At 39.6% G+C, this 15,221-nt stretch carries 7 protein-coding genes; 1 reads left to right on the forward strand and 6 read right to left on the reverse strand.

Annotated features, from left to right (window positions below):
• From H8796_RS01985 to H8796_RS01995, 3 genes are all read right to left on the reverse strand, one after another.
• On the reverse strand, positions 1-3,366 hold the full coding sequence (locus H8796_RS01985; RefSeq protein ID WP_117971875.1) for a SusC/RagA family TonB-linked outer membrane protein: 3,366 nt from the start codon (positions 3,364-3,366) through the stop codon (positions 1-3).
• Between the two features lie 267 nt (positions 3,367-3,633).
• On the reverse strand, positions 3,634-4,647 hold the full coding sequence (locus tag H8796_RS01990) for a FecR family protein (RefSeq protein ID WP_117971877.1): 1,014 nt from the start codon (positions 4,645-4,647) through the stop codon (positions 3,634-3,636).
• Between the two features lie 71 nt (positions 4,648-4,718).
• Entirely contained in the window at positions 4,719-5,309 is a 591-nt protein-coding gene (locus H8796_RS01995; RefSeq protein ID WP_117971878.1) for an RNA polymerase sigma-70 factor, read from the reverse strand.
• Between the two features lie 177 nt (positions 5,310-5,486).
• Here H8796_RS01995 and H8796_RS02000 point away from each other — a divergent pair, with 177 nt between their 5' ends.
• Positions 5,487-7,001, forward strand: coding sequence for an SLC13 family permease (locus tag H8796_RS02000; protein WP_117971880.1), 1,515 nt, complete (start codon positions 5,487-5,489; stop codon positions 6,999-7,001).
• A gap of 61 nt (positions 7,002-7,062) precedes the next feature.
• On the opposite strand, the gene H8796_RS02005 is transcribed toward H8796_RS02000, so the two are convergent.
• From H8796_RS02005 to H8796_RS02015, 3 genes are all read right to left on the reverse strand, one after another.
• Positions 7,063-8,349, reverse strand: a complete 1,287-nt coding sequence (locus H8796_RS02005) for a histidine-type phosphatase (protein ID WP_117971883.1) — start codon at positions 8,347-8,349, stop codon at positions 7,063-7,065.
• A gap of 70 nt (positions 8,350-8,419) precedes the next feature.
• Positions 8,420-12,445 carry a two-component regulator propeller domain-containing protein gene (locus H8796_RS02010; protein ID WP_187343923.1) on the reverse strand — a complete coding sequence of 1,342 codons (4,026 nt, stop codon included), beginning with the start codon at positions 12,443-12,445 and terminating at the stop codon, positions 8,420-8,422.
• Positions 12,446-12,692: 247 nt separating this feature from the next.
• A complete protein-coding gene (locus tag H8796_RS02015) occupies positions 12,693-15,218 on the reverse strand; it encodes a family 20 glycosylhydrolase (protein WP_187343924.1) in 2,526 nt (841 codons plus the stop codon).
• Positions 15,219-15,221: the final 3 nt, after the last annotated feature.

Here is a 15,221-nt window from a genome sequence, read left to right on the forward strand (position 1 = left end):
TTAGAAGGTTAATTTTGCACCTATTGAATAAACTCTCATTTGAGGATATTGTCCTCCGGTCAGATTCGAAGAGGAAGTGTTGATTTCAGGGTCATATCCTTTGTATTTGGTAAAGGTCAAAGGATTCTGAAAGTCGACAAACACACGTATTCCTCTAATATATCCTTTAAATACGGATAATTCTTTGGGGCCCAGGTTATATCCCAATGTGATGTTTCTCACACGTATATAAGAGGCATTTTCTCTTGTATAATCAAAGCCCAGATTTTCGGGTAAAGCCACTGATTTACTGATTGCAATACCCGGGAAATGTCCGTTCGTGTTTGTCTGGGTATTCCAGATGTTATAAGAATAGATACCCACATTGTGCGCATCCACTCCCCTGGAGAGATTTCCGGCATCTGCACTATAACTATATGCGTCATTCCATTTCTTTACACCTAGTTGTCCGTACATAAATATATCCAGATCAAAGTTTTTCCATGTAAACGTATTGCCAAAACCAAAATACAATTTAGGAAGCATGTTATCCATGTAAGAGTCATTCACATCAATGATTCCATCACCGTTTTTATCTTCGACAATAGGATAACCCGGCATACAGGCGGCAGGTCCCAATGAACGTTGCGATTCGGGCATATTACTCTTATCCACATCGATAATACCGGTCGTTTTATAATAATAGAATGCATTCATCGGTTCATTTTTCCTTTTCTGATATTTCTGATAATCATAGTTAGGCATACGTTCGATCCATACTGCATTGTAATGGGACATCGTAATTTGAGAGGTCCATTTAAAATCATGTGTCTGGAGATTCAATGAGTTCAGGCTTACATCTACTCCGGTACGTTTATAATGCCCTCCATTGATAGGACGTGTTCCGTGCATTCCCAATAATTCTGTCGGTGCTGTTCCCAACAAATGGGTTACGTCGTTACGGAATACATCTACACTACCCCAGATTCTATCTCTAAAAATAGAAAAATCCAATCCGATATTTTTCATGACTGTCTTTTGCCAGGTGACATCTTCATAGTTAGCGCCGGACAATATGTAGGGAATGTAAGTTACCGAGTTATTATTGAATTGAACATCCTCGCGGGTTGTCGTTACAATACCGTATAGTGTTGTACCCAGGTTATCGCTACCTGTTTCACCGTAACTGGCTCTTAATTTCAACATATTAATCCAGGAGATATTCTTTATAAATGATTCTTCGTTCATCTTCCATGCAAGAGAAACAGATGGAAAGAGGGCGTATTTCTTACTGGGAAAGAATTTATCCGTACCGTCACGGCGCAATGAAGCGGATACTACATAGCGTCCGAATAAGTCGAAACTTCCTCTGACAAACTGTGATCTCTTTTCATTCTTATATTTATAAGAAGTCGGATAGAAAGGACCGTCTGCCATACCTACGCTACTTCCCTGTATATGGTCATTGGCATTTTCATAAGATATATCCGAACCATCGCCACTATCAAGATAACGTCCCATACCGGCCATCAAATTCATATCCAATAATTCTCCAAATTTATGTTGGAATGTCAATGTACCTTCGAGAGTGCTTTGCTGCCTTTTTCCATATCCTAAGTTTCCTCTGGATTTACGTTGCAATGCATAGTAAATATCAGAAGGAATGTAAGAATCACGAGAGGTATTTTCCTTGTTCAAGCCATACAAAACTTTGGCTGAAAGCATATTCTTGATAATATCGACATCCAGTGAGAAGTTCATGTAGTAACCATTTTGCTCGGATTTGTCATTAATATCTTGCATGGAAACGGGATTAGGCGTCCGGCTGAATACATTATATTGTCCTTCGGCATCGTACACGGGAAGATAAGAGGGATAGAAGATTGCTCCGAAAAGTGCTCCGGCTCCCTGATCTCTTAAGTTTCCGACATCTCCGCCGACAGTAGAGTTCGTGTAATTATTCTGATTCAAGTTGACAATTGTTGTCAGTTTCAGGAAATTAGTCAGCTGGGATGTGATGTTTGTACGCAGGGAGTATCGCTCCATATCCGAATTATAAACGGTAGCGTCTTCTTTATAGTAGTTAACGCCCAGATAGTATTTAAACTTTTCCGAACCACCGCTAATCGTCAGATTATGATTGGTCACTGCACCTGTTTTCAGTACCTTGTCCAGCCAATCCGTAGTCGGGGCATTCGCTATTTGTGTCGGTGTAAAGATAGGTGTCCATTTATCGTCATAAGCGGCGTTTCCATAAGGATACTGACCTTTATCATATAAATAATTCTCTTTACTGAACACATTCACCATGTTCATCAGTTCGGGTCCGCTCAATACATCCAGATAAGGATAATGTTTTTGCACGGAATAGCTTCCTTCATATACGATGGTCGGTTTTCCCTCTTTTCCTTTTTTGGTGGTCACCAGAATAACACCATCCGCTGCTCCGATGCCATAAATTGCTGCAGAAGCATCCTTCAGGATTTCAATAGATTCAATATCATTGGGGTTTAATCCGGCCAGTCCGGCACGATTGACGGAAGAAGGAAGTGACGTACTTCCCGTGCCGACTTCAAAAGAGCCGTTAGGCATAACTACTCCATCCACCACATAAATCGGTGTACCACCTCCACGAATGGAGATATTAATACCTCCTCCCGGCTGGGGACTGGCAACGGTTGCCTGCAAACCGGCAGCACGTCCCAGCAACATTCCGGAGATATTGCTAGTAGCCGCTTTGGATATTTTTTCTGTTTTTACGGTAGCGATAGAAGTAGTCAGGTTTTTACGGGAGGTTGTACCATACCCCACCACTACCACCTCGTCCAATATTTGCTGATTTTCAGCCAAGGTGACGGATAAAGATACCCGGTCACCCACCTTTACTTCCTGTGTCTGATAACCGATATAGGAGACTTCCAATACAGCTCCCGGTGACACTTCCAGAGAGAAGTTAGCATCCAAATCAGATGCGGTTCCGTTGGTTGTTCCTTTTTCCTTGATGGTAGCACCGATGATCGGTTCACCGTTGGCATCATTCACTGTACCTGTGACTTTACGCTTTTTAGTGTCTTTAGAGGTATTCTGCCGCGCTTGCCCTTTTTGGACAATAATATTCTTGCCCTTTACCTCATAAACAACTTCTTGCCCGTACAATATCTGATCGATAGCTTCATTCAATTGTTTTGCCTTTACACTTACAATCTTCCTGGTATCCAGGTCTCCCACTTTATATACGAAAGAATATCCGCTTTTATTCTTCAATTGCGTCATTGCTTCTTTCACTGAAACATTATTCATTTTCAATGAAACGGCCTGGGCTAGCATTGCTATGTTAAGGCAAAAGAGAGCCACGACCATTAATATGGCCTTCTTCCTGTAATTCATAAAATAAACAAATTATTTAATTAAAACTTGAATAACTCGTTTTAAAAGAGATGTATTTTGCTAACTTTGCATAATCTCTTTTGAAAACATGCTCACGTTTGAAAGTTGTTAAAGAAGAGATTCAGGAGCCGGAAGATGTTCGAGATCTTCCGGTTTTTATTTTTCTCTCCTTATCATTCACTAAAAACTATTCAGTATTATTTCCTTTACTCATATTCTTCAATTATAAGGTTAAACAATCATAGTATTATAATCTCTGGTAACCGGTTAATAGATAGTTATATTGCGCTCTTCAATTTTATATTGTATTTTCTCTGTAGATGCCAACGCATCCAACACTTCCTGAATACTTTGTTCCCGACGGACGAAGTTTCCGTAGAACCGGAATTTATTTAATGAATCATTAGCTATATGGATATTCACATTGTAGCTACGTTCCAGTTCTTTCACGATGTCGGGCAAAAGTTCTTCATCAAAAAACAGATAGCCATCCGTCCATTGGGAGGCATTGGAAGCTGTGACAGTTTCTACGGTCATCAATCCGTTCGCTTTGTTTAATATCGCTCTCTCGTCGGGTGCAAGGAAAGCTTCTTTCTCTTTTTTCAGTAAATTACTTAATTCTACTTTCCCTTCCAACAAGGATACTACTACTTCATGATCTTTCGGATAATCGCGGAAATTAAATTTTGTTCCCAATACCTGCAATTGCAAATCTTTAGTCTTTACAAAGAAAGGGAGTTTCTCATTCCGTTGGACTTCAAAATATCCCTCGCCTTCTAATTCTACTTTACGGTTATCTACTCCGAAGCCTTGTGAGTAGGTCATTCGTGAACCGGCATTCAACCAAACCAATGTACCATCAGGCAAATAAAGTTTCGTTCTTGATCCTAAAGGAGCCTCTACGGATATATCTGCAAAAGTGTCTTTTACATCCACTCCCCCCTGCCAATATGAGAAGCATCCTACTGCAAGTATGACTGCGATAATCGCGGCATAACGCCACAACGCCGACAAACGGAATTCCTGGCGAGGAGCTTTCTCCACTTGCTTCCGGCTCCCGATACGATTCTTAAAGGTATCAAATGCCTTGTCTTTATTGTATTTCGACGCGGCTTCACGGCTCACGGCAGAGAACCAGACTTCCCGTTGCTGAATAAAATAATCCTCATTTTCAGGTGATGCAGCTATCCATGCTTTCAGTTCGGCTAAAGCATTTTTGTCCAAACCTTCGGTCAGATAGGTTGCAATCAATTCATCAATATGTTTCTTTTCTTCTTCCATTTTTCTGCGTTCTATAAAGGAGACAGTAGATTTTTAATTGAGGGTAGTCTAAAAATGACTTTTTTTCGTTTTTACCCGAAAAAAAATAAAAGTAGAGTAATCAGATATTTACTTAGATTCGTTTGTAAAGATGCTAATGCATTCTTTATATGATACTTAACCGTATTGACAGAGATGCCTAACTCTTGAGAAATTTCTTCGTATGTTTTTCCTTCAAAACGGCTTTTATCGAACACGCGGCGACATTCGTTCGGCAATTTATCAATGGCTTTATATATTTCCTCTTCCAGTTCACGCTCCAGCAATGTCCCCAACGGATGCGAATCGGATATCGTTATTTTATCGTCTGTGATCTCATCAGGCATTAGAGATGAAAACGCAATCTCGCGCTTTTCCCATTCTGAATTAAGATAGTTGATACAACGATTACGGACGGCTCTCAACAAATAGCTACGGATGGAAACGGAAATCTCCAGCGTTTCACGAATCTCCCATAAATGAAAAATAGTATCTCCGACGATAGTTTCCGCGAGGAATTGATCTTTTACATAGCCATTCGCGACATGACACAACAGGGCATAGTGACGGTCATAGATGTATTGATAGGCATCTTCATTGCCTGTCTTCAACTGCTCCACTATTAAAGTTTCAGTATGCTCCATGGATGTATTAGTCAAGTTAATGGCACAAATTTAGAGAATTTGTCCTAATTAACCTAATATCTATATTAATATCTCCAAAGACACTTTGACTAGAAAAAAAATTATCTTCGAATAACTATATATGGAATAAAAAGTTATTTTTGCACCGTTTTTTTAATTTTATCTTAACCTAATATTATGTACAAAATTTTTCATGGTTTCCATTTAGTGGAAGCTTATCAGGATTTAAAAAAAGCCAAACGGTTGGCAAAAAACCGGACAGTAACCCGATGCATAAAGTTAACCGTAGCTATTACTCTCTCTCTTATTTTATGGTTCCTCCCTATTGGCACATTTGGAATAGAAGGATTAACCGTCATAGAACAAAGACTTATTTCCATCTTTATTTTTGCCACACTGATGTGGGTATTCGAAGCTATCCCTGCATGGACAACCTCCGTATTGATTGTTGTATTACTATTACTTACCGTTTCTGACAGTAGCTTATGGTTCCTCACGCAAAATATTTCAGCTGATGAGTTAGGGCAGACAGTCAAATATAAGTCCATTATGCACTGCTTTGCCGATCCTATCATTATGCTATTTATAGGTGGGTTCATACTTGCCATCGCAGCAACCAAAAGCGGACTGGACGTATTGTTGGCACGTGTCATACTGCGACCTTTCGGAACACAGTCACGCTATGTATTATTAGGATTCATTCTCGTTACGGCTGCCTTTTCAATGTTCCTTAGCAATACAGCTACAGCTGCCATGATGCTCACTTTCCTTACTCCTGTATTAAAAGCACTGCCAGCAGACGGTAAAGGGAAAATAGGGCTGGCCATGGCTATTCCTGTAGCGGCCAATGTAGGCGGTATGGGAACTCCTATCGGTACACCACCTAACGCCATTGCTTTAAAATACCTGAATGATCCGGAAGGGCTAAACCTGAACATCGGTTTTGGAGAGTGGATGAGTTTTATGTTGCCTTATACCATTATTGTATTGTTTATTGCGTGGTTTATTCTCTTAAGACTATTCCCTTTTAAACAAAAAAATATTGAATTACAAATCGAAGGTGAAGCCAAAAAAGATTGGCGTTCCATTGTGGTTTATATCACTTTCGCTATCACTGTTGTCCTATGGATGTTTGACAAAGTGACAGGAGTGAATTCCAATGTAGTAGCCATGATTCCGGTAGCCGTATTCTGTATAACAGGAGTTATCACCAAACGTGACCTGGAAGAAATCAGTTGGAGTGTACTCTGGATGGTAGCCGGTGGATTCGCACTAGGTGTTGCCCTACAAGAAACAGGACTAGCCAAACATATGATTGAAGCTATCCCCTTCAACACATGGCCTCCTGCACTAATGATTGTCGGCTCCGGACTGATTTGTTATGCCATGGCAAATTTCATTTCACATACGGCTACTGCGGCATTGCTAGTCCCTATTCTTGCTATTGCGGGAAGCAGTATGCGTGAAAACCTATCTTCATTAGGTGGAGTCGAAACTTTATTGATCGGAGTAGCAATCGGTTCATCATTAGCAATGATATTGCCCATCAGTACCCCTCCTAACGCGCTGGCACATGCTACGGGTATGATTCAGCAAAAGGATATGGAAAAAGTCGGTATCATTATGGGAATTATCGGACTAATACTAGGATATACCATGTTGATTATACTTGGCTCCAACAATTTGCTATAAATAATTTCTTTTCCATAAAGATAAGCCCTGCAAGAAAAAACATTCTTACAGGGCTTTTTGATTAGTCAGTCTCATTTCGAAAATTGGAAAGTATCTTTCTCGACATTATTATTCGTTGTTCAAAATATTTGCGGACTTCTTCCCACTGATAATATGGGAAACGAGATGTTGCCACCGGAATAGCTACTTCTTTTTCATTCAAAAGTATTTTAATCCAGACCTGACCGTTTTGATCATGATAAAGAACCCATTGCACATTGGCAGCCATAGGAGCAATTTCATAATCTTTCCAATAAATGGATACAGAATCGGACGCTGTTATCTGCATGTCAGTTTTTCCTATCCCCATTAAAGCCACCAAAGGGATAATTGTTTCCGCATGTGCAAAACGGAGATTTACCCGGTTATCTGATTGACCGTAAATTACTCTCTCTGTAGTTTGAATGAACTCTGAAAGCAACGGCCACGCAATTGCAACCGGCAACATTCTTCCTACCGGTGCCGCACTTTTAGTCATATATTGCCGTAAATTTTGTGTTTGCCAATAATTATACCATTCTTCATTTTTAAAAAGGTCTTTCATATCAAAAGGCAGGCCCGTATCAGGGAGGATTGCCGCTATTGAAAATAAAGCCATGACAAATTCCCGGCTTTCCAATTCTGTTTCTTGCCCCGAAATAAGAAAAAATCTTTCCATGACAGGAATGACCGTTATTTTATCCCGGACAAATGATTCATACAATGAAATCCAATTTCCTTTCTCTTTATAATGAATATAAGACTTGTTCAAAGCGAAAAAACGGAGAAGGGAATTATATTGCTCTCCTGCACTTTGCCGTATAACCAGCAAGGAATCGCGCTTCTTCATACAGGAAAGAAAAACATCCATACTGTTAATGCAACGAGGAACATAGGTAGCTATGGCTTCAACCCGAGCCGAACCTACAAATAGTTCAGGATAACGTGCTAGCATACGTTCTGCTATTCCTTTTTGCTCCTGTTCTCCTATTGGTGACAACTTCCCCCATTGGTCCTTAAAATTGTCGGATAGTTGTAATACCGTAGCAAGTAATTCCAGTCCTTTTGCAGTCAACCTTTTCTCCTGTTTCGCCAGTATAAGTCTATCTCTAACTTTCTCTAATGCCTTTCCCGAAGTTGGAAACCGTGCTCCATGTCTTCCCAAATGGTTAATATAAAAAGGCATCATACCCTCATGATTCAAAATGGGAAGTTCCTTTACTGAAGGGTATGGCATAGCCGTACCTGCATATTTCTGAATTTCACTTTGTCCAAGTAGAGAAGCAACAGGGAAAAACAGAACAGCTAAAAATATCATTATTACTTTCATCCGGCATAATCTGTTTCTATTTACAGAACATAACAACCAGAAATAAAATAATGTTTATTCACCTCACATACTATTCTATATTTGCCGAATTGGTTGTCGAAGAAACGACATCTTTTCCCGACTCTGCATACTTGCTTGGACTTACATCATAATATTTTTTAAATACTTCGCGGAAGTATTTCACATCCGAAAATCCAACAATATCAGCAACCTCCGTTACTGTATGTTCGCCCTGTTTCAACAACTGTGCAGCATGTTGCAAACGTATCATCCGGATATAATCAGCCGGGGCATAACCGGTCAATGCCTTTAATTTATTGTAGAAACTCGTACGACTCATATGATGCTGACTGCTAAGTATATCCACAGTAAAGTCCAGATCTCCCATGTTCTTCTCTATACATTCTTTAACTGAAGCTATAAACTTCCAATCCAAAGTATTAGAACAATTGGCTGGTAAATGCTTTTCTTCATCTTCAATACTATTATAAGCTTGACGAAGCAATGCACGATTCGCAAGTATGTTTTTAACGGTAACCTTGAATATTCCCACACTAAAAGGTTTGGTGATATAAGCATCCGCTCCGATTTCCAGTCCTCCAAGCATATTTTTCTCATCCCCTAGTGCGGTTAGCAAAATGACTGGAATATGAGACATTTCAATATCCCTCTTTATAGTTGAACATAGTTCATCCCCACTCATCTCGGGCATCATTATATCGGATATGACAAGATCCGGATTGAATTCCTGTATAATGACAAGTGCATCTTTTCCATTAGAACAAGACTGAACGTTATAACTCACAGCAAGCATATCAAAAAGATAATTGCGCAAATCATCATTATCTTCCACTACCAAAACACGTTGCGAAGAGCTGTTCATCTGTGGCGATTTCATGACCGACAAATTCGGAGCTTCACCCAACATGGTAGCTTCCGGACATTCATCCACCTCTTTAGGGGAAATGAATTTAGCTTTATGGAAATGCTTATTTCCTTTCGGAAAAGTTATCCGAACACAAGTACCCTGTTGTTCAGTACTTTGGATCTGAATCTTTCCCTTATGCAACCGAACCAGTTTATACACTAACATAAGCCCAATTCCACTACCCGTTACTTTCAGATTGACAACATTGCTACCTCTAAAATAGTTCTTGAACAATTTCTTCTGTTCACATGAAGGAATACCAATTCCTGTATCTTTTACTTCAATGTTCCAAGTAGCTCCTTCCTCATAAACACAAATACACACACTACCATTTTCTGACGTGTACTTCAACGAATTTGACAAAATATTTTTCAGAATAGAACTCATCTTGTCACTATCAAACCACACATTCAGATAGTCGAAATTGCTTTCGTAAACAAATCTAACATGTTTCATCTCGGCATATTTGCGGAAAGTGGCGCAAACATCATTCATATAGGAGTTCAGCTCATACTCAGAGACATAAAGGGTAGAAGAGTAAATGTCTATCCGTTCAAAGTTTATCAGGTTGGTCGTCAGTTGAAGTAATGTATTCACATTCCTAAGAGCCATACTTATATGGGGTAATGCTTTATCAGTCACCATATGATTCTCTACAACCTCCTCCAACGGTGCTTTTATCAATGTTAGCGGTGTACGTATGTCATGAGCTGTATTAATAAAAAACCGTGTTTTCTCATCCGAAATCTTCTTTTGTTTGTGCAACATGGCAATACGGAATATGATAATCATAACCAACAGCAACAGGATTGCATATCCCACCATGGCCCACATGCTGGCCCATACCGGAGGCGTAATAATGATCTGGATGCTCCTCGTTTCATAAGTCTTATATTTCTCTTCATTGGATATGGCACGAATTTGTAACGTATAGCTACCGGGAGGCAAATTCCTGACAAGAATTCGATTATCATAGCTCGGACGACTCCATTCTTTATGATAACCGTCAATTTTCCATGAATAAAGAATATTGGAAGGATAATCATAATTAATAGAAGCTACATCAAGGGAGAACGTGTTTTGTCCGTAGGCTAATTCCAATCGATCAGTTTCGTCAATATCCTGCTTCAAAGGAGATCCATCGTCACCCGGATAAACAGGATGATAGGCTATCATAAAATCACGTAACAACAGACGCGAATAATGCGGTTCCGGTATCTGTATGTCTGTCGGGAACCTGATAGCACCGTCATTACCACCAAAAACAAGGGTACTATTACTGTAAGCTGTGGCAGAACCTGCATTAAAATTGACACTCATCAGGCCCTGCTCCCGCGTCCAGTTACGAAAGGAGTGTTCCTCGGGTGAATAAATTGTAATACCGTTCTCCGTCCCCATCAAGAAGCTGTTGTCCTGACGTGGAAGAATCGTATAAATATTATCGGAAATCAGCGCACAATTGTCAGTTCGGTACTGATGCACAAATTTCCCTTTATCGATATCATAAACAAGAAGTCCAGCTCCGCGAGTACCAATATACAAAATACCGTCTTCTCTCTGATATAATGCACATATATAAAGAGATTCAATGGGCAGGTCAATATACTGATAAATTCCAGATTGCTTATCAAGCTGATAGAGTCCCATCCTCGTACCAATCCACATCTGCCGGGCATCTTTCTCCAGAATAGTGGTGACAGAACTTACCCCCGGATACAAACGCACGCTTTTACTCTCCAGATTGATTCGTTTCAAATGATAATACCCGCCGGACCATATATCACCGCTTGAATCCTTTTTAATATCAAAAATATATTGATCGGGACGTATTCCTGCAATAGAAGCCGGAGAAAGATAGCTGATTTTAAACCCTTTCTTTTCTATTTTATAAATATTGGAGGTAAAACCACCGGCCCATATCACACCGGGAGAAACCTCACAAAGTGCTAAAAAGATGTGATTCCCATCTTCCAATATCGGATCAAAAGAACTTAAAAAAGAGCGCCATTCTTTTGTTTTAGTCTGATAGAGACTAATGCCATTACTGGTTGCGAACCAAAGATCACCGTCACTATCCTCCATCACGTCATGCACTTGATCGTTCACCAAAGACCGGTTGTTACCGAGGGAATGTTTTATCAGGTCGTAACTCTGATAACGATTATTACGGATTGTGATACCGGTGGGGTAATTAGCAAGCCAAATACGTTCTTCTTCATCCACATAAATATCATTGATATTGTTTCCATTCATTCCATTATAGCTACTATAATCAGCCGTTATATAAGGCTCACTCATAGCCGTATTCACATCCAGTTTGTATACTCCTTTTCCACCCGTGGCTACCAGGAGTTCATGAGCGTTCAAAGCAACAATTTGGTTAACCTCTACATTATTGGGGGATTGGCAGGGGATGATTTTTCCAGTTCCAACCATGTCATATATAAGTACTCCCTCTTTGTAGGTTCCCACAAACAGCTGTTGTGAAACGGCATGATAATAAAGTTCATGTACAGGTGCAGCAATACTTTTCACAACCTCATCAGAAACCAGCTTCAGTTCTTCCCCTTCTACTCTAACACGAAACAAACCGCTTCCCGTACCGATAAAAAACTGGTTACTATCCGTCTGTTCAATGGCAGTTATTTCCTCATGAACCGGTATTGCCAAATGTAGTATTTTTCCTGTACGGATATTATACCAAGTAAGAGTGTCTTTATAACATAGCCAGATATGGTCATTCTTATCCAAATAACCGTAATTAAGAAACGCCTGTGACTTATTTCTAATCAGCTCCGGATGTACATATGTCAGTTCGAATTTATCATGTTTCGAATCATACTTGAAAATCCGCCCTTTTTGCCCAATCACCCATAAGCCATCCCTTCTATCCATGTAGAGCCAACTCAAAGCAATCCGCGAATCCAGCTTCATGCTATCGTCTGAAAAGGTGTAATGCTTGATATGTTTACCATCATAACGGTCTACCCCTTCCTGGGTCAAAAACCACATATACCCTCTTCGGTCTTTCTGGATATAGTATATTTTCTGATTGTTCAAACCATCTTCAAGTCCTATGTACTTATAGATCTGTCCCTTGCTTACAGTAACATTAATGAAAAGGAATATAAACAACAAAAGCCTTCTCATTTTCACAAAACAATTCATGTCTTCACAAATATTCAAAAAACTCTCTGCAAAAATATGAAAAAATTAACAAAAATGCAATATGATAAATGTATTTATATTTCAACTAACAATTAAAAATAAATCCCATGTATCCAAGTTAAGTCTGATGAGTATTGTAAAGAAGAGCCTGAAATCTCTGTAGATTTCAACATTTTAAAGTTTCCAAAGCACACAAAATAAATAGAAAGCTATCTTAATATTACTAAAACAGCCTTCTACTTATATATCATTTATTTATCAACATAATTGCTACGCTTTCTTTCCCCAAACAATAAGCTTTAGCTTTTATCAATGGAGCATCACATTTTATCGGTTCTTTCCATAAAACAGAATTTTCATTGGGCTCATTTCCGTCAGTGGTATACCGAATTACCGCATTTGGATTGGCTGTATTAGCTAATAGTAATCCATCCTTTACTATAATACCTGGAGGGGATACCCGGAAATTAATACCTCGTTTTGCCAAACGGGGCAACTCATAAGTTACAATACCAGCATTATATTTTCGTTTGGCATCTACATATACCTTACTGTCCGGAGATAATGCCCACGATGGTTGAGCGTTCCAAGCGCGTTCTACCAGTCCGAAAACTTTTGGGAAAAGATAATATTCTATTTGTTCGAAACTACGGATTGTCTCCGCCCAGATTTGTCCGGACAAACCTTTGATATTCTTATAACCCTCTTTTGTCAAGGGTTGCTTACCGTTTGAGGCTGTTTTTACATCCACAGATTCACCTTTCAGATTCCGCCGTAAAGACTTGTAAATATCAAAAGGTAACATATCAAACGTTACGTACTCATCTACGTAACCACCCCAACGCAATCCCGGTTCTTCCACATGATAACAATAGGCCATATCCAAATAGAAATTACCCACATTACAGAGTATAATAGGATAGCCCGCATTTGCTAACTTATACGGAACTTCATCCCCACCCTGTTCCGGAATTGTATTCCAGCAATAATTCAAGACCTTGCTATTTCTGAAATGTTCGTTCACGGTATTATCCGGCTTCATAACAATGTCTTGCCATCCAACTGCCTGTATATTGCGTTTATCCAACATTTCCAGAATTTGCTCCAGAAAATAATCTTTCAAATCCCGTATCTTAGCCAATCCATGTTCTTTCATAAAAGTACGGCAGATAGCAGAACCTTCCCAAATGCCTTCCGGCACTTCATCTCCACCTACATGGAAAGCAAGCAATTCTACTCCCGCATCCTGATACATCCGCCCGATTTCATCAATCACTTTTTCAAGAAAACGGTATGTAGAAGGCATGGCGACATTAATAACATTATCAGTGAAATTTTGTGCCGATAGATATTGGGAAGTATCTGCAAAGTCAATCAGAAGATATTCTTCCGCTTTCGGCTGATCCGTATCGATATATTTCCGGTAACGGGCATTCATTGCTTTTATTGCTGCCCGTGAATGGCCGGGAATATCTATTTCAGGAATAATTCTGATATGCCTTTCTTTTGCATATTTCAAAATATCCATAAAGTCACTGCGGGAATAATACCCATTAGCCAATGAGGTGGTATCTGCCTCATTCCATCCCCAAGCATAAGCAGGATAAAGACATGTCAGTTCATCTGTAGTATGTCCTCTGCGAGAGGCTATTTCTGTCAATTCTTCCAATCCGGGTATTTCTACACGCCAAGCCTCATCATCACTCAAATGCAGGTGCAGTACATTCATTTTATAGAATGACAGTATATCTATCAGTTTCAGTAAGTCCGTCTTCTTTGTAAAATTGCGGGCTACATCCAGCATGATTCCCCGATGTCCCATGTCCGGATAATCGGTAATATGAAGATTGGGGAGCGGAGAGGAAGCTAGCTTCATGTTATCCAATAAAGCAACCAATGTCTGACAAGCATTAAATATGCCATGCGCATCATTAGCTTTCAAAGTCAACAGGTTATTCTTTATCACAATTTCGTAATACTCATCCGGACATTGACAGGTGGCAGGATGTTCTGTTTTCTTCAATTCAATGATTGTTTCTTCATCCTTGTCAGAAACGGTACATCCTAACTGTGAAGTCAATTGCTTTTTCAACAAAAGAGCTTCTTCTTTAAATACACCGTCAAACTTCAGACCTACCTTTGGAGAGAAAGTAGAAACACCACCCGCCTTCTCAACTTTTTTAGGAGTAGGAAAGAGAGAAAGTATATCACAATCTACAGGCTTGCTGAAATCATCATTCTGCTTATACAAATAATTTCCATCTGCATAGGGAAAACTATTCTTCGAACGAATCCATTGGGCATCGGGCGTAAACAGTCCGATCTCAATCGGAATATTTTGCGGCTGCAACATTTTCCCTTTTTCATCGGTAACTACAATATAAGCCCCTTCAGGAACCGAAGATACATTAATCACATTTCCTTCACTCAATATAGTAAAAGAGAGTGTTTCACCCGGTGCCAACGCCTGATAGTGTTCAGTAGGATACATTTTATAGTAAGTCGAACCAATACATTCTATTTCCAACGGGGCATTAATAGGTTGCTGATAATAAATTGGTGTCTGATTAAAATAGATCACCCAATCATCAGCCAAGGATTTATTCCCTTTATTCGTCAAACAGAATGTATTCTTAAAATATCTGGCTTCCACACTATCTTTTTCCAGTTTCCATGTTAAAGAGAGCTGTGAGGAAGGGGGCTGTTTACCAGCCCCACAACCAAACAAGCATATCCCCAACATCATTATCCATATATTCCTCATAGTTATCATAAG

Source organism: Bacteroides sp. M10 (assembly GCF_014334015.1).
GTDB lineage: Bacteria > Bacteroidota > Bacteroidia > Bacteroidales > Bacteroidaceae > Bacteroides > Bacteroides intestinigallinarum.